This is a genomic window from Shouchella patagoniensis (genome assembly GCF_002019705.1).
Taxonomy (GTDB): domain Bacteria; phylum Bacillota; class Bacilli; order Bacillales; family Bacillaceae_D; genus Shouchella; species Shouchella patagoniensis.
The window spans coordinates 2,818,173-2,839,452 of record NZ_KV917377.1 but is presented as its reverse complement, the minus strand read 5'-3'; the positions used below and the strand labels follow the sequence as shown (position 1 = coordinate 2,839,452).

The 21,280-nt window shown below is 39.2% G+C and carries 21 protein-coding genes and 1 other annotated feature (1 of these 22 running past the window's edge); of the genes, 1 reads left to right on the top strand and 20 read right to left on the bottom strand.

The window, feature by feature from the left end; translation table 11 throughout:
* Positions 1-109: 109 nt before the first annotated feature.
* The 18 genes from BK584_RS14900 to BK584_RS14815 all read right to left on the bottom strand — a co-directional run bounded on the left by BK584_RS14900 (position 110) and on the right by BK584_RS14815 (position 16,082).
* Positions 110-337, bottom strand: a complete 228-nt coding sequence (locus BK584_RS14900) for an anti-sigma-F factor Fin family protein (RefSeq protein WP_078393328.1) — start codon at positions 335-337, stop codon at positions 110-112.
* Positions 338-403: 66 nt separating this feature from the next.
* The gene (gene pth / locus BK584_RS14895; RefSeq protein ID WP_078393327.1) at positions 404-961 is read right to left on the bottom strand and encodes an aminoacyl-tRNA hydrolase; all 558 of its coding nucleotides are present in this window, start codon (positions 959-961) and stop codon (positions 404-406) included.
* 68 nt (positions 962-1,029) lie between these two features.
* Positions 1,030-1,686 (bottom strand): 50S ribosomal protein L25/general stress protein Ctc, encoded by a 657-nt coding sequence (locus BK584_RS14890; RefSeq protein WP_078393326.1) that lies wholly within the window; start codon positions 1,684-1,686, stop codon positions 1,030-1,032.
* Positions 1,687-1,800: 114 nt separating this feature from the next.
* Positions 1,801-2,751 carry a ribose-phosphate diphosphokinase gene (locus BK584_RS14885; protein ID WP_078393325.1) on the bottom strand — a complete coding sequence of 317 codons (951 nt, stop codon included), beginning with the start codon at positions 2,749-2,751 and terminating at the stop codon, positions 1,801-1,803.
* A gap of 33 nt (positions 2,752-2,784) precedes the next feature.
* On the bottom strand, positions 2,785-4,140 hold the full coding sequence (gene glmU / locus BK584_RS14880) for a bifunctional UDP-N-acetylglucosamine diphosphorylase/glucosamine-1-phosphate N-acetyltransferase GlmU (RefSeq protein ID WP_078393324.1): 1,356 nt from the start codon (positions 4,138-4,140) through the stop codon (positions 2,785-2,787).
* A gap of 155 nt (positions 4,141-4,295) precedes the next feature.
* Positions 4,296-4,592, bottom strand: coding sequence for a septation regulator SpoVG (spoVG, locus tag BK584_RS14875; RefSeq protein ID WP_054709739.1), 297 nt, complete (start codon positions 4,590-4,592; stop codon positions 4,296-4,298).
* A 164-nt stretch (positions 4,593-4,756) separates the two neighbouring features.
* Positions 4,757-6,081, bottom strand: a protein-coding gene (locus BK584_RS14870) for an IS3 family transposase (RefSeq protein WP_139365623.1) whose coding sequence is annotated in 2 segments (ribosomal slippage) — positions 4,757-5,703 and positions 5,703-6,081 — 1,326 coding nt in all. Because the reading frame shifts where the segments join, the coding sequence is not laid out codon by codon here.
* Positions 6,082-6,218: 137 nt separating this feature from the next.
* Positions 6,219-6,590 (bottom strand): RidA family protein, encoded by a 372-nt coding sequence (locus tag BK584_RS14865; RefSeq protein WP_078393323.1) that lies wholly within the window; start codon positions 6,588-6,590, stop codon positions 6,219-6,221.
* A 20-nt stretch (positions 6,591-6,610) separates the two neighbouring features.
* Positions 6,611-7,441, bottom strand: coding sequence for a pur operon repressor (purR, locus tag BK584_RS14860; RefSeq protein WP_078393322.1), 831 nt, complete (start codon positions 7,439-7,441; stop codon positions 6,611-6,613).
* 32 nt (positions 7,442-7,473) lie between these two features.
* Entirely contained in the window at positions 7,474-8,367 is an 894-nt protein-coding gene (ispE, locus tag BK584_RS14855) for a 4-(cytidine 5'-diphospho)-2-C-methyl-D-erythritol kinase (protein ID WP_078395655.1), read from the bottom strand.
* A gap of 326 nt (positions 8,368-8,693) precedes the next feature.
* Positions 8,694-8,873 carry a small, acid-soluble spore protein, alpha/beta type gene (locus BK584_RS14850; protein WP_078393321.1) on the bottom strand — a complete coding sequence of 60 codons (180 nt, stop codon included), beginning with the start codon at positions 8,871-8,873 and terminating at the stop codon, positions 8,694-8,696.
* A gap of 113 nt (positions 8,874-8,986) precedes the next feature.
* Positions 8,987-9,250: a biofilm formation stimulator Veg gene (gene veg, locus BK584_RS14845; RefSeq protein WP_054707503.1), complete on the bottom strand. Its 264-nt coding sequence runs from the start codon at positions 9,248-9,250 to the stop codon at positions 8,987-8,989.
* A gap of 161 nt (positions 9,251-9,411) precedes the next feature.
* Positions 9,412-10,296 carry a sporulation peptidase YabG gene (yabG, locus tag BK584_RS14840; protein WP_078393320.1) on the bottom strand — a complete coding sequence of 295 codons (885 nt, stop codon included), beginning with the start codon at positions 10,294-10,296 and terminating at the stop codon, positions 9,412-9,414.
* A 51-nt stretch (positions 10,297-10,347) separates the two neighbouring features.
* A complete protein-coding gene (gene rsmA, locus BK584_RS14835) occupies positions 10,348-11,235 on the bottom strand; it encodes a 16S rRNA (adenine(1518)-N(6)/adenine(1519)-N(6))-dimethyltransferase RsmA (protein WP_078393319.1) in 888 nt (295 codons plus the stop codon).
* Positions 11,232-11,798, bottom strand: a complete 567-nt coding sequence (gene rnmV / locus BK584_RS14830; RefSeq protein WP_078393318.1) for a ribonuclease M5 — start codon at positions 11,796-11,798, stop codon at positions 11,232-11,234. The genes rsmA and rnmV overlap by 4 nt, the downstream gene beginning before the upstream one ends.
* 132 nt (positions 11,799-11,930) lie before the next feature.
* Positions 11,931-13,190, bottom strand: a complete 1,260-nt coding sequence (locus BK584_RS14825; protein ID WP_078393317.1) for a G5 and 3D domain-containing protein — start codon at positions 13,188-13,190, stop codon at positions 11,931-11,933.
* A 133-nt stretch (positions 13,191-13,323) separates the two neighbouring features.
* Positions 13,324-14,094, bottom strand: a complete 771-nt coding sequence (locus tag BK584_RS14820) for a TatD family hydrolase (RefSeq protein ID WP_078393316.1) — start codon at positions 14,092-14,094, stop codon at positions 13,324-13,326.
* Positions 14,095-14,372: 278 nt separating this feature from the next.
* Positions 14,373-16,082 (bottom strand): WG repeat-containing protein, encoded by a 1,710-nt coding sequence (locus BK584_RS14815; protein ID WP_078393315.1) that lies wholly within the window; start codon positions 16,080-16,082, stop codon positions 14,373-14,375.
* Between the two features lie 140 nt (positions 16,083-16,222).
* On the opposite strand from BK584_RS14815, the gene BK584_RS14810 reads away from it, so the two are divergent.
* The gene (locus BK584_RS14810; protein ID WP_078393314.1) at positions 16,223-16,888 is read left to right on the top strand and encodes a universal stress protein; all 666 of its coding nucleotides are present in this window, start codon (positions 16,223-16,225) and stop codon (positions 16,886-16,888) included.
* A gap of 30 nt (positions 16,889-16,918) precedes the next feature.
* Here BK584_RS14810 and abc-f read toward each other — a convergent pair whose 3' ends face one another.
* Both abc-f and metG read right to left on the bottom strand, forming a co-directional pair.
* On the bottom strand, positions 16,919-18,541 hold the full coding sequence (gene abc-f / locus BK584_RS14805) for a ribosomal protection-like ABC-F family protein (RefSeq protein WP_078393313.1): 1,623 nt from the start codon (positions 18,539-18,541) through the stop codon (positions 16,919-16,921).
* A gap of 631 nt (positions 18,542-19,172) precedes the next feature.
* The gene (gene metG, locus BK584_RS14800) at positions 19,173-21,149 is read right to left on the bottom strand and encodes a methionine--tRNA ligase (RefSeq protein WP_078393312.1); all 1,977 of its coding nucleotides are present in this window, start codon (positions 21,147-21,149) and stop codon (positions 19,173-19,175) included.
* Positions 21,150-21,185: 36 nt separating this feature from the next.
* Positions 21,186-21,280, bottom strand: a binding site (T-box leader) (it continues 127 nt past the right edge of the window).

Here is a 21,280-nt window from a genome sequence, read left to right as displayed (position 1 = left end):
AAACAAAAAGCATTTGACTAATGCTACTCCATGTAAGCGTTTAATATGACAAAAGCATTTCTATTAACGGAAAAATGCTTTGGTACTAAGCTGACCAAAGCTTCTTTGCTTATTGAATAATATGGGAAACTCCATATAGTTGTGGGTTATTCTCCAGTGCCGCATAACAATCTTCGCAAACCACCTTCACATGTATACTACCATTTTCCATATAAGTCAACAACTCGTCCCGCTCCTCTGAAGTTAAATTGTGCAAACCAAGTTCCTCATGAGTAACTTGGTTAGACACCGTTCCAAGCGTTTTTTGACAATGCCGACACCCATAATGGATAGCCATTTTTCACACCTCTTTTAAATCCATATTTTAATTAAAGTATGGACAAAAAAGGTGGCGGTTATGCTTCTAGTTAAAGTCGTTCATCACTTCCAAAAATGGCTTTTCTAACCACGCCCTCACCGCATCAGAAGTTTTCTTTATCGCTTCTTCAACATTTTCTAACTCTTCTTTTCGGTATCCACTTAATACATAATTCACTACAGGCTCACCATTTAATGGTCTTCCTACGCCTACACGAATGCGGTTAAATTCTTGCGTACCTAAATGGGAAATTAATGATTTAATACCATTATGACCACCAGCGCTGCCTTTTTGCCTTAACCGAATTTTTCCGGTTGGTAAATCGAGATCATCATATATGACAACTAAATCTTCTAAGTTGATTTTAAAATAATCCATTAACGGTCGAACGGACTCACCTGATAAATTCATATACGTCAATGGTTTAAGCAAAATAACCTTTTCACCATTAATTGTTTGTTCTCCATAAATCCCTTTAAATTTTTGTTTATCTAGACTTATATTCAATGCCTCAGAGCAGTGTTCAATAATATCAAAACCAATATTATGGCGTGTTCGTTCATACTTTTTCCCAGGATTTCCAAGCCCTACAACTAACTTCATCACTAACTCCTTTTGCTTGACGAAAAAGGCATAACCCAAAGGGTCATACCTTTCGCCAAAACCTGTTGTTATTCTACACGTCCCGGACGGTCTTTATTGTCATCTTCACGTTCTTCTGTTGCTTCAACACCTAAAGCAGTTGTATTGTCTTCTTCCGTCTCTTTTGGATCTTCCGTTACTGTTGGAGGTTGAACTGTCACAACAGCCTCTTCATCCTCATTAGATATCTCAACAGTTACTGCGGAACGAATATCTGAAATTGAAAGTGTATCGCCGATATTCAAACCAGAAATATCAACTGTGATATTTTCTGGAACATCCGCCGGGAGACAGTGTACTGTAATTTCATACAACAAGTGATTCACAATGCCGCCCTCGCTTGCTCCAGGAGCATCTCCTTCTAAATGAACAGGAACATTTGCATCGCGTTCTACTTTCATATCTACTTCAAAGAAATCAATATGCGTATAATGATTTTTCAGAGGATCCACTTGAATCTCCTGTACCATCACATTGTGTTTTTTGCCGTTCTCTAATTTAAGATCAAACAATCCATTTTGACCAACTTCACGAAGTGTCTTTAATAGAGCAACACTTTCAACTGAAACCGCTTGACTGTCAATTTTCTTACCATATAACACGCCAGGGACGAACCCTTCTTTGCGAATTTGTTTCGTTTGATTTCCTTTTAGGTCTTTACGTACATTAGCGTTTAGTACTGTCATCTTCCTTCACCTCTACTTAGTTTTACACGTCTATTAATTGTGTTCCCTCAAAGTTTGGTTTTCAAACAGTGCTGCTCGATTTTTTTACGTAATCCCTCGTTGTTACTTAGAAACTTAATCAAAAAGAGTTGATACTGACGCATCTTCATGCACACGAATAATTGCTTCTGCCATTAAGCCAGCTACCGATAGTTCAGTAATATTCGCGCCTTTTTTCTCTTCCTCTAGTACGATTGTATTTGTTACAACAAGCTCTTTGATTTTAGAATTGCGAATTCGTTCAACCGCAGGTCCTGAAAGAACAGGGTGTGTACAGCACGCATACACTTCTTTTGCACCTTGTTCTACTAATGCATTCGCCGCAAGTGTAATAGTTCCTGCTGTATCGATGATATCATCGATAATAATGGCTGTTTTTCCTTCAATATTCCCAACAATATTCATAACTTCTGATACATTTGGCTTCGGTCTACGTTTATCAATGATCGCGATTGGTGCTTTAAGCCGATCTGCCATCTTTCTAGCGCGCACCACACCACCGTGGTCAGGAGAAACAACAACAATATCATCAAGTTTTTTACTCTCAAAGTAATCAGACAGAATCGGTACTCCCATTAACTGATCTACTGGGATATCAAAAAATCCTTGAATTTGCGTAGCATGCAAATCAATTGTTAATACACGAGTCGCTCCCGCCGTCTCGAGGAGATTTGCCACAAGCTTTGCAGTAATGGGTTCACGTGCCCGAGCTTTCCGATCTTGGCGTGCATAGCCGTAATATGGAATAACTACATTAATTGTACGAGCTGATGCTCTTTTTAAAGCATCAATCATAATCAAAAGTTCCATCAAGTGCTCATTTGCCGGTGCAGACGTTGACTGGATTAAGTATACATCACAACCACGGATACTCTCTTCAATATTAATTTGAACCTCGCCATCGCTAAAGCGCATGACTGAATTTTTACCTAGTGGAATTCCGATATGTTGAGCTATTTCTTCCGCCAAAGCTTTATTGGAATTAAGCGTAAACACCTTTAAGCTTGGATCGCTATAGTTTGCCATTTGATGCGTTACCTCCAGTTATTCTCAGGACTCTTATTTTACGTAGTTTTCTTTATTAACTTGTCTTGAACGAGCAATAGATAGCGCCTGTTTAGGAACATCTTCCGTAATTGTTGACCCTGCTGCCACAAATCCATTTTCGCCAATCTCAACCGGCGCAATTAAATTCGAACCAGAACCAACAAATGCACCATTTTTTATTATTGTTTGGTGTTTATTCTTCCCATCGTAGTTAACTGTCACTACTCCACAACCTATATTAACATCGCTTCCTACTAGTGCATCACCAACATAACTTAAGTGGGAGACTTTACTACGGTCACTCACTTTCGCTTTCTTCAGCTCAACAAAGTTACCAATTTTCACATCCGTACCCACTTCAGAGTTAGGACGAATATGTGCAAATGGTCCAATTGACGCACCCGCTTCAACCGTACTCTCAATAATATGGGAATTACGGACGTGGACACCATTTCCTAGTTTGGACGTATGAATCTCTGAACCAGATTCAATCACACAATCCTCACCAATTATTGACGCACCTTTAATCGTTGTATTAGGATATAGAATCGTATCTTGACCAATACTTGCTTCAGCCGATACATAAGTTGTTTTCGGGTCTATAAACGTAACTCCTGCACGCATCCAATATTCATTAATGCGTAACTTCATCAATTCTTCCGCTTTTGAAAGCGCCACTCGATCATTTACACCAAGTGTCTCATCGAGTGAAACCGCTTGATAGGCTGCAATTTTTTCACCTTTAGATTTAAGAATCTCAATAACGTCTGGTAAGTAATACTCGCCTTGAGCATTTTCGTTCTTCACTTCACTTAATGTTTTAAAAAGCATTTGGTTATCGAAACAAAATATACCAGTATTTATTTCCTTTACAGTGGCTTCTTCCGTAGATGCATCTTTTTGTTCGACAATTTTCTCCACTTGTCCTTCGTCATTGCGGATGATACGTCCGTAACCCGTTGAATCTTCCGCTATTGCCGTAAGTACAGTGGCCATTGCTTGTTCTTTTTCGTGCGCCTCCATTAATTTCTTAATAGTAGACGAAGTAATAAGTGGAGTATCTCCACAAAGCACAACCGTCGTGCCTTCTTTACTAGAAAACAAATGCTCTGAACATTTCACTGCATGCCCTGTGCCAAGCTGCTCTTCTTGTAAAACAAATTCAACATTTCTGGACACTGTCTCTTTTACTTGCTCAGCTCCATGGCCGACAATTACCGCAGTTTGATCAAAATCAAGTGCAGCAACTTGGTCTACAACATGCTCAACCATTGACTTTCCGCACACTGTATGCAGAACTTTATAAAGTCTAGACTTCATACGAGTTCCTTGGCCTGCTGCTAAAATAACCGCAAATCTCCCGCTCATTAGTCCCCTCCAGGCTTTCTTTATCACTAAGACTATACTTTAAAAATGGCTCTATTTCAAGGTATCGACATGTCTTTACACACTTGATTTAAGCTTCCATAAAAAGCCAGCCTGTAAATTTACAGGCTGGCTTTTTATTTATTACTCATATGTTTTCACGAAGCCCCAGCTTCTTCATATTTGTCAGCGTCTTCATATTCTCCAACTCGATCATATTCTTTTATAACAGCAACTTGAATCTTTTCTCTTGTCTTAGAGGAAATTGGGTGAGCAATGTCTCTGAATTCTCCGTCTGGGGTCCGTTTACTGGGCATGGCCACAAATAGACCATTATTGCCGTCAATCACTCGAATATCATGAACAACAAACTCTTGATCCATTGTAATGGATGCAATTGCCCGCATTCTTCCCTCAGTATTGACACGGCGAAGTCTAACGTCAGTAATCTCCATGTTAGTCACCTCTCTTATTGATAATCTGTATAAAATATTCGTGATAAATAGATAATCCCCTTTAAAATTTCAAATTTTTTTACTAATTTTTTTGTACAATTAGAGAAAAACACCCTTTTCTTTTTGTGAACTGTACCCTTTTTAATAGACAGTTAAAAAAACCTTTATGCAGCTAGTAAATGACCTCGGTATTGTTCCGGGGTCATTCTTTTTAATCCCCATTGATAACGATCAGAATTATAATAGTCAATAAAGTCTTCGACTTTGCTTTTCAGTTCAAACAACGTCCTGCACGCTTTAGCTTGTACGTGATCTTTGAAAAGTCCGAAGAAGGATTCCATTGATGCATTATCTAGGCAGTTCCCTCTGCGAGACATGGATTGTGTCAATCCAAGTTTTTTTACCCGTTTTTGGTACACAGGATGTGTGTAATGAAAGCCTTGATCCGAATGAAGGAGTGCACCAGGGAGAAGATTTCCGTCCGAAACGTCTTTTAACCGCTGGAGAGTCTTATAGACAATGCTCATTCCTAAGGATGTAGATAAATAATGCGCAACTATTTCTCGTGTTGTTCCGTCTTTGACACATGAGAAATAGACCTTTGTTCCATCAGCCAAATATAAGTACGTAATATCTGTCAGTAAGACGGCACCTGGTAGTTGAACAAACTTTCGATTAACAAGGTTTGTACACGTTTTGTGTTCTTGGGTTGCTTTAGCCAATTGTTTATAAGGATTTTTTCTACGGATGGTGGCTTGAATATGAAACTTCCGGGTTAGACGGAAAATTTTCTTTAGGTTCATCGTTACTCCATAATCATGCTCTAATTTCATCTTTAATTGACGTCCACCATCTTTTTTCTTTCCTTGTTCGTAAAGGGTATTAAGAAGTTTGTAATCTGCTTCATCACATTGCTCACGTTGAATACGCTTGTCTTCAGATGATAACCACGCGTAGTAGCTTGTACGTTTTACTCCTGCCATTTCACAAAGAAAGGTGACCATTCCTTTAAGCTGGTATTTTCTAATGGTTTGTTCGATTAACTGAAACGACTCTGATAGAGTTAATGCTTCTTCTTCGCCTGCCTTTCTAGTTCGTCGAGCTTTTTTAGAAAATCATTCTCCATCTCTAAGAGGGCTATACGCGCTTCCGCTTTTTTTAATTTTTCTTCTGCCGTTAAGACTTTTGAAGAAGGACGCCCTGTGCTCCCCTTCCCCCGACGCTCTGTATAAAATCCCTCTTCTCCATAGCTTTTATAGATCGATCTCCATCGTTTTAAACATTCTTTAGGTTTATCAGAACCTATGACCTCTAAATCAAATTCATGATCGAGAAAAATAGCCGTTGGTCCTTTTCCTGAAAGATTTTCTCGAACAGCTTTCACCTTAAAATCGGCTGAATAACTAATTGAACGATCAGAAACATGATGAACAGATGGATGACTCTCTAACTGTTGTTGTTCAAAGGTAGTAAAAATTCGTTTACTCATTTTTCATTCCCCGTTCTTCTCATTTGATTTGATTATAACGGGTCTGTTGTAAAAAAGAACACAAAAAACCCGAAAGATGGACTTTTTTAAAGTGTCCATTTTTCGGGTTACAGTTCATTGAAAAGGGTGTTTTTCTTCTATATTAATGCGATGACTTCAATTTCAATTAATACATCTTTAGGTAATCGAGCGACTTCCACACAAGACCTAGCAGGCTTATGTTCTGAAAAGTACGTTCCATAAACATCATTAATTTGTGGAAAATTATTCATGTCCTTAATAAAAACTGTCGCCTTTACAACTTTCTCTAACGACGATCCAGCCTCGTCCAAAACAGCTTTTAGATTAGCGAAAACTTGGTGCGTCTGTTCTTCTACTGTTCCGTCCACTAACTCCCCTTCAGCTGTTAAAGGAATTTGACCAGAACTATAAAACATATTGTTAACAATCATTCCTTGTGAGTATGGTCCAATTGCTTGCGGCGCATTTGTAGTGTGAACAATTTGCATGTTATTTCCCCCCGATTTTATTAAACGTATAATTTCTTAACGATATTCCCCTCTGATACATCAATTCGTTTCTCACGTACATTCACATCCGTTAATTTCGTTAATGACACATAATCATCAACAAGCCGTTCGTTCACTTCTGTTGATTCAACAAGAACCCCTATACCAACTAGGTCTGCTTCAAACTCTTCTAACAAATCAACCATACCCCGGAGTGTTCCGCCAGCTTTCATAAAATCATCTACAATAAACACTTTTGAACCAGGAGCTAAACTCCTTCTCGCAAGTGTCATTGTCTGAATCCGATCAGATGATCCTGAAGCATAGTTAATGCTTACCATAGAGCCCTCTGTTATCCGGTGGTCTCTTCTAACAATACTGACTGGTACACCCAGATGCTGGCCAACAGCATAAGCCAGTGGAATACCTTTAGTTGCAACGGTCATCACTGCATCAATTTGCTTATCGTGCAGAACAGCCGCAAACAACCTACCTACGTCATGCATTAATTTTGGATTACCTAGTATATCCATCATATACAAGTATCCCCCAGGCAAAATACGCTCGCGTTTATTTAAATCAAGTACAAGCTTATTTATAAGGTCCTCGGCTTCTTCTTGATTCATCTTAGGCATATACTTCACGCCACCACTTGCACCAGGTATTGTCAGAAGCGCTCCATATCCTTCGTCTTCAAACATTTCCTTGATAATCACTAAATCTTCGCTAATAGAAGACTTAGCGGCTTGATACCTTTCAGAAAAATGCGTAAGCGACACAATTTCATGTGGATGCTGTAGCAAAAAATATGTCATATCAACGAGGCGCCCACTACGCTTTAACTTTTTCATAATCCCTCCGCGCTTATAACCGAATCATTTTCTTATAACATACCATTTTCATCCGTATTTAGACAAGTTTCGCTTGAACGTATTAAACGCACGGCATACACATCATCGCAAAACCCTCTCAGGCCGTTATAAATCCGATTGACTCTTGACTCTTTTTCAACAAGCCCAAAAACTGTTGGCCCGCTCCCACTCATTAAAACTGCATTTGCTCCAAAACGTTTCATCTGTTCTTTAATATGCCCAACTTCAGGATGAATCTTTAGTGTTACATCCTCGAGGGTATTATGCAAAAGAGAAAAAACGGCTTCGCTATCCTGGCGATGCAGAGCATCGATCATTTGAGCAGTCTTAGCATGTCTAGCTGTTTTTATATTTAATCCACCATATACATCTTTAGTCGACACTCCAATAGGTGGTTTTGCAAGAACAACCCACATTGGCGGGGGATCAGGCAAGGTTTCAATGCGTTCCCCTCGTCCCGTGGCTAGTGCAGTCCCACCATAAACACAAAACGAAACATCTGAACCAATCTCTGCTCCAAGCTCTGCCAATTCATCAATTGTTAGACCAAGTTTCCACAATTCATTAAGTCCCTTTAATGTAGCAGCTGCATCACTGCTTCCACCAGCTAAACCTGCAGCTACCGGAATGCGCTTTGTAATGTAAATGTGTACACCATGCCCTACATTAAACCGTTTCTTTAACAAGGCTGCGGCTTGGTAAGCAAAATTACGCTCGTCACTCGGGACAAACCCTTCCGAAACGTCGACGCTAATACGCCCATCATTTCTCATCGACAGATCAATCCGATCTGCTAAATCAACCATTGTCATAATCATTTCAACTTCATGGTAGCCATCGTCACGTTTTTTTAAAACATCTAATGACAAGTTGATCTTTGCTGGCGCTTTTATTGAATATTTCACATCGTCACCTTCTATACTTGCATATGCTGTCGTTATTTTATCACTTGTACGAGCAACATACCACCTTTTCAAGAATGCACGTTATAAATAATAAATAACACCCCTTTATCAATTTAAGGGGTGTTATTTATGGTTATTCATTTCCTTCATTTGTATCAACAATCTCTTTTGCTCCTTCAAGCATCTCATTAATTCCAGTAATATACTCTTGTAAACTCATTTTTTCTATCCCCTTCGCATTTAGATTAGTAGTTTCATTATTCCCGGATTAAAAGGATTTAAACCTAAAAAAACCGCGCTGCAGATTTGCAGCACGGTGTAATCCATTACCGGTCAGAATTATGAAGGTTTTGTTCAGCGATTTCTATGGCGCGTTTCACCATATTCCCGGCATCTTTTGCCTTAATTCCGCCCCAACCTTCTTTCTGCACAGTATCATAAAAACCAAGCTCTTTTGCAAGTTCCTCTTTTAAGCGATCTGACATAATTCCACGTCTTCTGCTCACGATAACCCGCTCCTTTGCTTGTATGTTGCTGGAGAACCAGCATTTTTAGTATGTACAAAGGTATAAAAAAAAGACTTTCTTTTTGTTGGAAAGAAAGTCATCTAAAAAGATGCTCAAATAATGGTTGCTTGTTTTCCGTTTTCACCAGCTAATAACAGTTGAACGGTTTCGGTCAAAACATCTGCATAACTATAAGATACACGTTCAACCGAATTTTGATTCTCATCAAGTTTGACAATAAAGACAGCCGGATACGTTTCCTCAATCATCCCTGAACGTTCAGATGATCTTCTGCGCCCACCATTAGCTTTAATTGTAATCTTTTTTCCAACATTTTCATCTAGTGCTCGCTTAATGTCAATTAACGTCTTTGCCATTCACAACCACCTCACTAACATATAGTATACAAGCAACTCTTAAAAAAGTCAAATTTTTGATTATATCAACTTCAAAAGAGGTTTGTCAACGTCTAAATTTGTCAAGTTTTGATGGTTATAGGATGTTCAATACTTTACTTTTCTATGTATAAAAAAACGTCTCATCTATCTTGAGACGTTTCCTCATTTTGTCCTTCTTGATATGGTAGGCCTAAGCGCATACACCCTTTTGTTTCAATTCCTCCGAGCCCTTTTTGGCCAGTAATCGTATTTCGAAGTACATCCCAAAGGTTTACCGTTTCAGTAAATGATGTCCTACTTAGGCGTGAGGCTATATAAACTGGATCAAGAGCGTGGATATTCACTCGATTCGGGGAGCTAGCAAAATTAGCCCCTGCTCGAATTAATGTCTCAAAATGAGACTGACAAGCTCCTGCAAAAATTAAAAGTCCATCACGATTCTGTATAGAATTTCTTGCCGTCCGGACACATTCAGCAAAATATTTTGTATGTCGGTACGCTTTAAGGTCGTCTTTATTTCCCTTTGCTTTTGAATAAGCATCGTGCCCTGTTACAACAAGAATATCGGGTTGAACCATTTCTAGTAATGAAGTCATTTGTGCAGGCATCTCTTTTTCCTCCAAATGAACACCATAAACAGGCACACCAAGCTTGTTATATAATTCTGTACACCGATTCAAATAATTGGCATCACCATCAACATGAAGGACACGTCCTCTCATTTCAAAAAAATGTGGTGACTCTTCATATCCAGAACCCGCTTGATACTCTTGCCTGCGCTTCATTAACTTTGCATCTTGGCGAAACAAGCGATAGGAAACCTCTTCCTGCTCCTTTACACGACTTTTATTCATTTCTCTCTCTTTAAGTGACATGGGCTTTAAATCATCGATTGGCGCATCCGCAAGAAGGCGCATTTCTTCTCCTACCAACGTTGTTGAATTACCTGTAACCGCCAGGACACGAAAAAGCACATCGCAATTATAAGAGAGTCGGCCCACCACCTCACCAACCTGAATTGTCATAGCGTTGCCCCCTCTTGTGTAACTTATGTAGCTATAGAGGGGTTTGTGCCATTAATTACCTGCTTTTCCGAGCGCACTATAGAGGACGTCACTAAGTTTTGCAAATTCTTCTGGAGAAAGTGTTTCACCGCGCCTTTTTGGATCTATATCTGCTTCAACAAGTGCTTTCTGAACAGCTTCCTTTTTTTCTTTCCCAGCTAAATTATGAACTAAATTATTTAAAATCGTTTTTCGACGATTTGCGAAACTAGCATGAAACACGTTAAAAAACCATTTTTCATCGATTACATCAACTGCTGGCTGTTCTCGTATGTTTAAGCGAAGCACTGCCGAATCAACACGAGGTTGGGGCACAAACACCGTAGCTGGGACTGTTAACATGTTTTTTGCTTCAGCATAGTACTGAGCAGCAATCGATAATGACCCATACTCTTTTGTACCTGGTCTTGCAGCAATTCGGTCTGCTACCTCAGCTTGTATCATTACTGTGATACTTTTTAGAGGCAAGCGCTCTTCTAATAGCTTCATGAGTATTGGAGTTGTCACATAATAAGGCAAATTGGCAACAACATGCACAGCATCTGTAGCGGAAAATGCAGTCTCTATTACTTCACCAATGTTTGCTTTAAGTACATCATTATGAATAATATCAACATTGTCATATGGAGATAGTGTATCTTCTAAAACAGGAATTAAACGATCATCAATCTCGAAAGCAACAACTTTTTTTGCTTTCTTAGCCAACTGTTCGGTTAATGCACCTATGCCAGGCCCAATTTCAATAACACCGTCTGTTTCTGAAAAACCACTCGCTTCTACAATATTATGAAGGACGTTTAAATCAATCAAAAAATTTTGCCCTAGGCTTTTCTTTAATTGAAAACCATGTTTTGCTAAAATTGCTTTTGTGCGTGCGGGGGTTGCAATATCTTTATTCACGTTTTTGTTTCCTCCATTTTTTCTAGCCACTTAATCGCTGCTCCGAATTCTTCTTCTGTGATACGAAATAAATGTAGCCGTTTTAACAACGTTTTTCCGTTGGCATAGCCAATTGATAACTTTTCGCCAATCTTTTCTCTTCTTTCTCTGGCGTTTGTCCCAGAAATAAGACGCGCTCCAATTAAATCAGCCATTGTAATGGTTGACATATAGGAGGATTCTTCATTCTCCGTTCTTACGGCTAATAATGCGTTTCGTATCGCCTCATTACTAGCATGTTCGACCCCTAGACTACGACCTTGCTTTGCTGCATCTGCTTTTGAAATAAAGGCATGCTTACAGCCTGGTACGCGTTCACTGACAATCCTTCTTATTCGATTCCCAGGGTAATCAGGGTCTGTAAAAACAATAACCCCACGACGTTCGTATGCGAGTTCAACTTGCTTTAATACAGACTCACCAACTGCAGAACCATTTGTTTCAATTGTATCAGCTTTAACAGCCCTTTTTATAGCGACTGTATCCGAGCGTCCTTCAACGATAATGACTTCTTTTATATGCATAAACTTCCTCATTCCTGCCGTTGTTAATCTTGATAATGAATGATTTCGGCTCAATGTCCTTTTTAAAGTCAACCTTATTGTAGCTCGTTTACAAATAAAAAAAAAGCGACCGCCCTAGCGGCTCGCTTTACTCTATTCCAGAATTGTTACTGCAACTGTTTTACGCCCAAAACGAGTTGCTTCTTCTTTTGTAGCAACATGTAAATCAATTTTATTTCCTTTGATTGCACCACCAGTATCACCAGCGATGGCTTCACCATAACCTTCTACATGTACACGTGTACCTAGAGGAATCACACTTGGGTCGACCGCAATAATTTTTTGATTACGGTTATTATTTAAATCGATACCCGTAGCTGTTACACCACTGCAACCATCACATTCGGCCGTATACGCTGTAGCCGCCATTTGCATCGTCTTTTTGTTGTTTTCCTTTGCCTCACTTGGAGCGGACTCTTGTGATGACGTTTGGGTTACATTCTCATTTGCTGTACGTGTTTCTGATACATATTGTTTCGCTTGCTCTGGTTTTGTACCAACAGCTACAACACGATCCTTTGCATCACTAAGAACTTCCGTTTTAACTAATTCCCGGGCAACTTCCACACCATCTTCAAGTGTGATGCTGTAATGAAGCCCTCGTTGACCTCGTTCTCCTTGCTCAACTACCCGTTCTACACCTTCATTTAGTTCATCATCATCTTCACGAACGGTCTCATAGGCAGTTGTTTCCTCAATGACATCGGTGACCTTTTCAACACGGACAAGCTGGACACTAAGCCCTTCATGTAACTCTTCATTCAAACCAGGTTGTACCAGGTCGTCGTCGCCTATCGTTACATTCGCTTCTTTCAAAAAGTCAGCGACAGTCGCTGATGCACTCCAATGGCTTTCTTCTTTACCATCAAACGCAATTTTCACTTCAACTGCGGGAGTGTAATAAACAGATAAATCTTCTTCGATAGGTGATTCTCCGGCTGGGATAAGGTGATCTTCATCACGGTATGTATACCCAAGGTCCTGCAGTAATTCATGAACGGTCTTTTCTGTTGTATACACTGCTTTCACTTCATTACCTACATTTACTGTTACCTTTTCAGCCTTTTGATACACAATTTCCATATCAGATACCAATTCGGTATGTATACTAGGCTCCACTAAGTCTTGATCTTTAATTTCTATATCTAATCCTGCTAAAAGCTCTTCCACTGTATTTTCGTGCGTTTGTACAGTTAATACATCACCACCACTGTTAACAGTTACTTCCTTTTTTGTCATTTCAGACATTCCGAAAAAAATAAGAATAATGGCACTAAAAAGGATTACTGCTATATATGCTCTGCGGCTTGCTGGATGTCTTGCCGTTCTCAGGCGATTAAACATTTGGCTCATTGTTCGTCCCTCCTCACCGACCGAATTATAGAGACGAACATAAGCAGTGTCAACCAACGTTACAGAAACGTAATATAGCAGTAATCTTTGAAAATTATCCACTTTCCTTACATTAATCCAATAAATTGTTATTTTAACGTGTTATCTGGAATAATTTTCTGGCATTATCTCGCGTTTTTTCACAAAGCTCTTGATACGATATCCCTCTCAAATCAGCAATGTCTTCTGCAACTCTTTTAACATAAGCAGGTTCATTTCTTTTTCCGCGATATGGGTCTGGTGCTAAAAAAGGAGCATCTGTTTCAATTAGTAAACGCTCTATCGGAACGTGTTTTGCTACTTGTTTTGGGCGTTTTGCATTCTTAAACGTTACAGGTCCTCCTAGACCAATATGAAAATTCATATCGATACATCGATCTGCAATTTCTACACTACCTCCAAAGCAATGCATCACGCCACCAACCTCGTTAGCACCTTCTTCTTCAAGCAGATCAACTACATCTTGGTCCGCTTCTCGGTTATGAATAATAATTGGCAACTTCACCTTTTTCGCCAAATTAATTTGTTTCCGAAAGACTTCTTTTTGCACTTCTTTTGGTGATTTGTCCCAATGATAATCTAAACCCATTTCTCCTAAAGCAACTACTTTCGGGTGTGCCGCAAGTTCTTCAATCCATTTTAAATGGTTGTCGGTCATATCAATTGCATCAACGGGATGCCAACCAACCGCTGCATATAGATCAGAATCTTGTTCTGCAAGTTCTATTGCCCGGGTAATAGTCTGCTCATCAAAGCCAATTACGATCATTTCTTTTACTCCAGCCTCTCGAGCTCGAGTAATTGTTTCATCAACATCACTTTCAAATTGTTCTGCATTTAAGTGTACATGCGTATCAAATAGCATTTTTAGTCACCTCTGTTGGCATTTTATGCCCTTTTACTACATAATTGCAAGTTATGGAGGTCAATATCGTTTCTGTGCTAATATTTTTAACGGTATTTTTCTCACTATGTTCTCGTACCCGGTATACACTCCTCTTACTTGTTGACAGTTAAGCTTACAATATCCCTATTGGGTCACGTACACTTTCAATTTAAAAAAGACTTAGGATAGAATTGAAAATGCCTCTAAGATAAGACCTTAGAGGCATTTTGTTTACGAATATAATCTTGAAAGCTATCTTAAGTAACGGCTTGTCGATGAAACGCAAGCCAAAAAGAACCGTTTTTATCAATTATTGGTTCAATTTCTTGAAACGGTATTTTAAATGTTGGAAATCCCATGACGTAAGGAGCTATATCATATACATTAAACACTAAATAAAGTGCCTCTTCATCAACATAGAATGATTGTTGTGGATCGACACCTTTATACTCTTCAATAAAATACTGATCTGGATCTTTTTCAATTTGTGCTTTAACTAGTTTACTCAAAACGATGGAATAGTCTTTATTTTCTTCAAATAGTTCATTCAGCGCGTATTTATGTCCAGTTCTCAAATCAATAACCGCATATAACTTTGATGGCATACCATGAGCTGCACCATAAGGGTAGAAATAACCACTTTGTTCAAGGACGACAATATGTTTTTTAAAAAACAAAATTTCATAATCACTGAAATAAGTGCTTTCCTTTAGCTCCTCTTGTGTTACTGGTCGCACACCTGCATCCTGAGCTAACGCTTGATTAATTGCTTGTTGCTCTACTTGATTCGACATACCTTCGATTTTAGGATAATAAACGATATAAGCTACATTTGGCTCATACAACTCTTCTTTTATTTTATATGGTGTACGCAGTACAACTTCTGTCGGCTCTTCCCATATAAGTGTCCCGTCTTCTTTTACATATCTTGTTCGATTGTTTTTATGTTCTGCAATTAAACCGTGAATAAACTCTAATATACCAGTTCCTTCAAATGAAGGAAGATCACTGGCTCGCTTTCCAGAACGTCGTATAAAAAATGTTGATCCTCCATCAGAAGCGCTCGACACTCCTTTTTGAAAGGGTCCGAGATTTGTAAATTTAAAATTAGTTAATACTTCCCCACTCTCCTTGGCTAATGCAAATCGTGTAGCAAATGGATTAAAACTATTTGCTAACTTACCAAGTGCAACCCGTCCTTCACCGAGCATACGAACCTCTTCATAGGTTGGTGTAATCGTTATTTTTCCTTGTTTATTGATTAAACCATAGGCATACTGCCCGTTCTTTTCTTGTGCCACAACAGCATATCCATCATGAAACGGCATTGCTGTATCAAATGTTGGATCAATTGCAATTGCCCCGGTTTTCGTTATATACCCCTCTTTACCATCTACCTTTTTCTTAAATGACATCAAACCTTCGCTCAATTGCCCTACAGATGGGAATGGGTATGTATATAACATTTTCCCCGTATGATCAAGCAAGAGAAATTGCCCTTCTTTTGTCTGTACAACCGCTCCTTCATTCTCAAAATCCGTCGCATTTGCATAAATGGGCGGAATCGCTTCTTGGCCCTTTTCATCAAGATATCCATAATTCATCTCATCTTGAAACACCGCTCTCATTGCGTTCATTTGTCCAATATATTGATATCTTTTTTTCGTTAACACTCGCCCAGTTTCATCAATCAATCCAAATCCTGTTTCTGTTTGGACAACGGCTCTCTCCTCTGAAAAAGGTTGAATTGATTCATACATAGGTTTGACGATAAATCGTCCATATTCATTCAAGAGCCCTTGTTTGTCATTAAGCTCTATCAGCGCCAAACCATTTTTTTGAAATGGATACGCTTGGTCATATACGAGGGATATCCTTGTTCTTCCACTACGATTCATATAACCCCATTTTGTACCATGTACGGTTTTTTCAGCAATCGGAAATAATTTTTCTGTTGCTCGATCCACCTTAGGCCACTCCCATCTGCTTAGCAGTTTGACCTATTATATGAAACTTTTTCTTCAACAATGTTAAAAAGAAAAAGATCGTTTTAACCACGAGGAGCAAGGGTATACTATTTCTTATCGTACATAAGGAGTGAAAGAACATGTCGCCAAGCAGAACGGAAGAACACATTTTAGTTTGCGTTAACTATGGTCATCATGGTAGTCGTTTAATTAAAAGAGGGGCAAGTCTTGCCAAGCAACTGGATGCGCCATTAACCATTCTAGTTTTTGACTCTCTTCCAGAAGAAGAATTTAAACACGATAAAGAAATTGATATGTCTATTTTTAAAGATTTAGCCGATGACTTTAATGCAGACATGATCGTCGAGAAATCTCGCGCTCACGATATTTCACGTATTATTTCAAAAGCGGCAGAAGAGAAACAAGCTTCTCAAATTATGATTGGCCAAGTCGTTGAGAGTTTATGGGCTACTCTTTTAGGTGGGTCCATTATTAATGAGTTGCTTGAGAAAGCTCCATTCGCTGACCTTCATGTTGTACCACGAGCACGTTCAGAGGAATCCGATGATTGGAACTTCGAACGTGGCGTCCACACATTTTTACTTCAACAAGAAGACGGAACCTATGAGCTTCATTTTGACGATATTGACGGTTATACGTACGAAGGTGTTTTCTTCAAATCATTACACACAGACTTTAATAGTGGGATTTTTGCATTTACGAATGAAGGGCGGATTTTTGAAGTTCGCGTTGACGATGGCACCGTTCATAAACTAGTTGACGTGGACGATGAGCAGGCAAAATAAGCTAGGAACCTTTAGGCTCCTAGCTTATTTCTATTTTGTCTCACGCTTTTCAAAGGCATAAGCATAAGACCCCTCATACCTAGATATGGTTCTATTTTCCAGCCAATAAGTAACCGGAAAAAGTTTGTTTAAAAAGTACCGATCATGAGAAACGGCGATTATCGTTCCTGCAAAATCTGTTAACGCTTCTTCTAGCACTTCTTTTGAATCAATATCTAAATGGTTAGTTGGTTCATCAAAGACAAGCACATTATGCTTCTCAAAGATAAGCTGCGCCAAACGTAGACGCATTTTTTCCCCACCACTTAGTTCGCTAATTCGCTTAAACACATCAAAGCCATAAAACAAAAATCGAGCGAGTTGCCCCCTTGCTTCACCTTCGGTTAATGCTACGTGATCACGGAATGCCTCCAGCACACTTTTATTAGGATTTAGTTCCTCTACATGCTGTGATAAGTAACCAATTGATACATTAGAACCAATGCGACACTCACCTAAATCTGGTTGAATCTTTCCTAAGATTAATTTAAGAATTGTTGATTTCCCTGAACCATTTGCACCTACAATCGCAACTCTTTCTTTATGTTGCACATTAAAGGTAATATTGCTTAAAATGGTTTTCTCGCCAAAAGCTTTTGTCAGCTGTTTAAACTGTACGACATCTTCACCAGTACGCTCTTTTTGTTTAAATACTAAATCGACTTTTTTGGCTTCTGGTGGCTTCTGGAGCACCTCAATTCTTGCTAATGCTTTCTCCATGCTTTTCGCCCGGCGATGCAATCCTGCATTCGGTGGGTTGGCACGGTTAGCCCATTCTTTTAAACGTTTAATCGTTTCTTTCATTTTTTTGATTTTCTTTTGTTGGTCAGCGAATTGTTGAAACTCCCTCATGATTCGTTCTTCTCTTTCGATTAGATAACCTGAATAGTTTGCTGCATACTCGTGCAGCTGACCATTCTCCATTTCCCATATATGTGTAACCGCTGCATCTAGAAAGGCGCGGTCGTGTGAAATGACAAGCACACTTCCCTTGTATTGACTAATCCATTCTGCCAGCCAATCTAACGCATATAGATCCAAATGATTTGTTGGTTCATCTAATACAAGGAGTCGTGGCTTTTTTAAAAGGAGACATGCCAATCCTACTTTTGTTCGTTCCCCTCCACTTAACGCTTGCCACCTTTTTTCAAGCAGATCAGTTATACCAAGACCGGGGGCAATTCGACGGATATTCGCTTCATATTCATACCCACCTGCATCCCCAAACTGTTGCTGTAAACGTCCATACTTATCCAATACTTTTTCTAGCCTAGCTGGTTCCTGCTCCATTGCGAGTAAGTGTTCCAGTTTTGTCATTTGACATTTCATCTGCTGTAATGCAGTAAATACCTCTTCTAACACTGCATAAACGAACTTATCTCCATAGTCGGGCACCTGAGCAAGTAACCCTTTTGTTATCCCCTTACGCCAGCCAATATCACCACTTGCAGGTACCTCCGTACCCGCGATCATTCGAGCAAGTGTTGTTTTTCCTTCACCGTTACGCCCTACAAGCCCGATTCGCGCACCTTCTTTTATTTCTATAGAAATCTCGCTAAATATCTCAGTTGCTCCGTATACTTGACTAACTTTATTCGCATAACAATTAATCATATCTTGTTCCTCCTTGTAGACAGGAAGAGACTTGCGTATAACAAAAAGACGGCCGAGAATTCCTCAGCCGCCCACTCGTTCCGTATGGGTAGTAGAATTGTCTCTTCCTAATGGTTTCTTCCTATGCCGTTGCTTTAATAAGGACAGACTGGTCCAATTTTGCAACAACAGCGGAAAAAATCGCCTGACAAATCCACAAATACGCGCGGAGCTTTGCCTGACTACCATTAAAAAGATCCATTCTACTCACCCCCTTTAATCATATAAATTTAGATTAGCGGAACAAACAGAATTTGTAAAGATTTTAATTAAATCTCACCGTAATTTCCACCGCTTCTGTTTTTACTATATACCTGTATTCTTGCACTTGCTCTACTTGTACCAAACACATTTTAATCCCCCGTTACACATATAAAATGTTATTAATGGTTCTGTCACCTGTTTTACTTCTGTCATTGAATAACAGACCTTTACATCAACTTACTTTACGTGAAGAGGCATTATTAGACCTTCCCTTGCTCCAAGGTGATCTCTTTTTTCTATTAAATAACGCTTCCTTATTTTCGAAAATGATTTCTCAAGCACATCTAAGTTTAGAGCGTGAACAAAACGTTCATTCCGCTCACCGTATTTATTTAACTTGTGAACCATTTGGCAAGTTTCCATCAATCGTTGCCAATGTAAGCTTCTTCCCTTTTGATCCTGCAAGAATCATACCTTGTGACAATTCCCCACGCAGTTTAACAGGTTTTAAATTTGTGACGCAAATCACTTTTTTACCAACTAAATCTTCTGGTGTATAATATTTAGCGATTCCCGAAACAACTTGGCGTTTTTCCGAGCCTAAATCAAGTTGAATTTTCAAGAGTCGGTCCGCACCTTTTACAGGTTCTGCTGCTGTAACTTCAGCGACTTTAAGCTCTACTTTTGAGAAATCCTCAATCGTAATCTCGTTCTCATCCTCTATTTCTTCTAGTTCTGGTACAGCTTTTCCACCCATAAGTTCAATGATATATTCCACTTCTTTTTCAACATCAAGACGAGGAAAAACAGGTTCACCCTTACTTACTTTTGTATGTGCTGGTATTTGACCAAACGTACGAATTGACTCCCATTCCGCCAGATTCTCATCAATTCCAAGTTGAGACCACATTTTTGCAGGCGTTCGTGTCAAAAACGGGCGCAGTAATACAGAAATAATACGTAACGATTCAGCAAGATGGTACATCACCGAACCTAGTTGTTCTTTTTTGTCCTCTTCTTTCGCAAGCATCCACGGTTGTGTCTCATCAATATATTTATTTGTGCGGCTTACTAGCTGCCAAATCGCTGTAAGCGCAATTGAGAATTCCATCTCTTCCATTGCATTTTCGACTTTCGTTGTCGTTGCTTCAACTAGGTCTAATAAATCGCCATCAAAAGGCGTTGCACTTTTCACATATAATGGAATCTCTCCATTAAAATATTTATTAATCATGGCGACTGTGCGATTCAATAAATTTCCTAGGTCATTTGCTAAGTCATAATTTACACGTTCCACAAAAGCCTCTGGAGTAAATACACCATCAGAACCAAATGGCACTTCACGTAGTAAATAATAACGGATCGCATCAAGACCAAAATGGTCAATTAATGGGGCAGGATCAATCACATTGCCCTTGGATTTTGACATTTTTCCGTCTTTCGTTAAAAACCACCCATGACCAAATACTTTTTTAGGTAACGGTAAATCAAGAGCCATTAACATAACCGGCCAATAAATTGTATGGAATCTCAAGATATCCTTACCAACTAAATGGACATCGGCTGGCCAAAACTTCTTATACAGCGATTCGTCTTCCGAGCCGTATCCAAGTGCTGTAATATAATTGGTTAACGCATCAATCCATACATAAACCACGTGTTTTGGATCACTTGGTACTTTAACACCCCACGTAAAAGATGTTCGTGATACGGCTAAGTCTTGTAATCCAGGCTTAATAAAATTATTCACCATTTCATTTTTGCGTGAAGCAGGCTGAATAAATTCTGGATTATCCTCATAAAACTTCAGTAAACGATCAGCATATTTACTCATTCTCAAGAAATATGAGGTTTCTCTAACTTTTTCAACAGGGTGACCGGAATCAGGACTTTTACCGCCAATAATAGTACCCGCTTCATCTTTAATTGGATCAACAAGTTCTCGTTCACCGAAAAAGGCTTCATCCGGAACACAGTACCAACCTTCGTATTCACCTAAATAGATATCACCTTGAGCAAGCAATTGTTCAAAAATCTTCTCAACCACTTTTTTATGGCGCTCTTCCGTTGTTCGAATAAAATCATCATAGGAAATATCAAGCTTCTCCCATAACTCTTTAATCGACTTTACCATCTCATCTGTGTATTCAATTGGCGTAATGCCTCTATCAGCAGCTTTTTGCTCAATTTTTTGTCCATGTTCATCGGTACCTGTTAAATACCGAACATCATAACCGCGCAATCGTTTGTACCGGGCCATTGCATCTCCTGCCACAGTTGTATACGTATGACCAATATGCAATTTCCCGCTTGGATAATAAATCGGGGTCGTAATATAAAATGATTTTTCGTTCACACTACCCATCCTCTCTTTTTACACACAAAAAAACCTTTCGTCCGCGATCGGGACGAAAGGTTTGCTCACGTGGTACCACCCAAATTTTCCTTGTCTGATAAACAAGGCTCGAGACCAGTAACGCTGGTTCACGCTGTTCC

Bases quoted from the DNA above. Each gene is read 5' to 3' on its own strand.
- glmU (WP_078393324.1), bottom strand. From the start codon at position 4,140: ATGAGCGGGAGATTTGCGGTTATTTTAGCAGCAGGCCAAGGAACTCGT.
- rnmV (WP_078393318.1), bottom strand. From the start codon at position 11,798: ATGCATATAAAAGAAGTCATTATCGTTGAAGGACGCTCGGATACAGTC.
- yabG (WP_078393320.1), bottom strand. From the start codon at position 10,296: ATGACAATTCAGGTTGGTGAGGTGGTGGGCCGACTCTCTTATAATTGC.
- BK584_RS14900 (WP_078393328.1), bottom strand. From the start codon at position 337: ATGGCTATCCATTATGGGTGTCGGCATTGTCAAAAAACGCTTGGAACG.
- BK584_RS14890 (WP_078393326.1), bottom strand. From the start codon at position 1,686: ATGACAGTACTAAACGCTAATGTACGTAAAGACCTAAAAGGAAATCAA.
- BK584_RS14865 (WP_078393323.1), bottom strand. From the start codon at position 6,590: ATGCAAATTGTTCACACTACAAATGCGCCGCAAGCAATTGGACCATAC.
- BK584_RS14885 (WP_078393325.1), bottom strand. From the start codon at position 2,751: ATGGCAAACTATAGCGATCCAAGCTTAAAGGTGTTTACGCTTAATTCC.
- pth (WP_078393327.1), bottom strand. From the start codon at position 961: ATGAAGTTAGTTGTAGGGCTTGGAAATCCTGGGAAAAAGTATGAACGA.
- spoVG (WP_054709739.1), bottom strand. From the start codon at position 4,592: ATGGAGATTACTGACGTTAGACTTCGCCGTGTCAATACTGAGGGAAGA.
- purR (WP_078393322.1), bottom strand. From the start codon at position 7,441: ATGAAAAAGTTAAAGCGTAGTGGGCGCCTCGTTGATATGACATATTTT.
- abc-f (WP_078393313.1), bottom strand. From the start codon at position 18,541: ATGATTAATTGTTATGCGAATAAAGTTAGTCAAGTATACGGAGCAACT.
- BK584_RS14825 (WP_078393317.1), bottom strand. From the start codon at position 13,190: ATGAGCCAAATGTTTAATCGCCTGAGAACGGCAAGACATCCAGCAAGC.
- veg (WP_054707503.1), bottom strand. From the start codon at position 9,250: ATGGCAAAGACGTTAATTGACATTAAGCGAGCACTAGATGAAAATGTT.
- BK584_RS14810 (WP_078393314.1), top strand. From the start codon at position 16,223: ATGTCGCCAAGCAGAACGGAAGAACACATTTTAGTTTGCGTTAACTAT.
- metG (WP_078393312.1), bottom strand. From the start codon at position 21,149: ATGGGTAGTGTGAACGAAAAATCATTTTATATTACGACCCCGATTTAT.
- BK584_RS14820 (WP_078393316.1), bottom strand. From the start codon at position 14,094: ATGCTATTTGATACGCATGTACACTTAAATGCAGAACAATTTGAAAGT.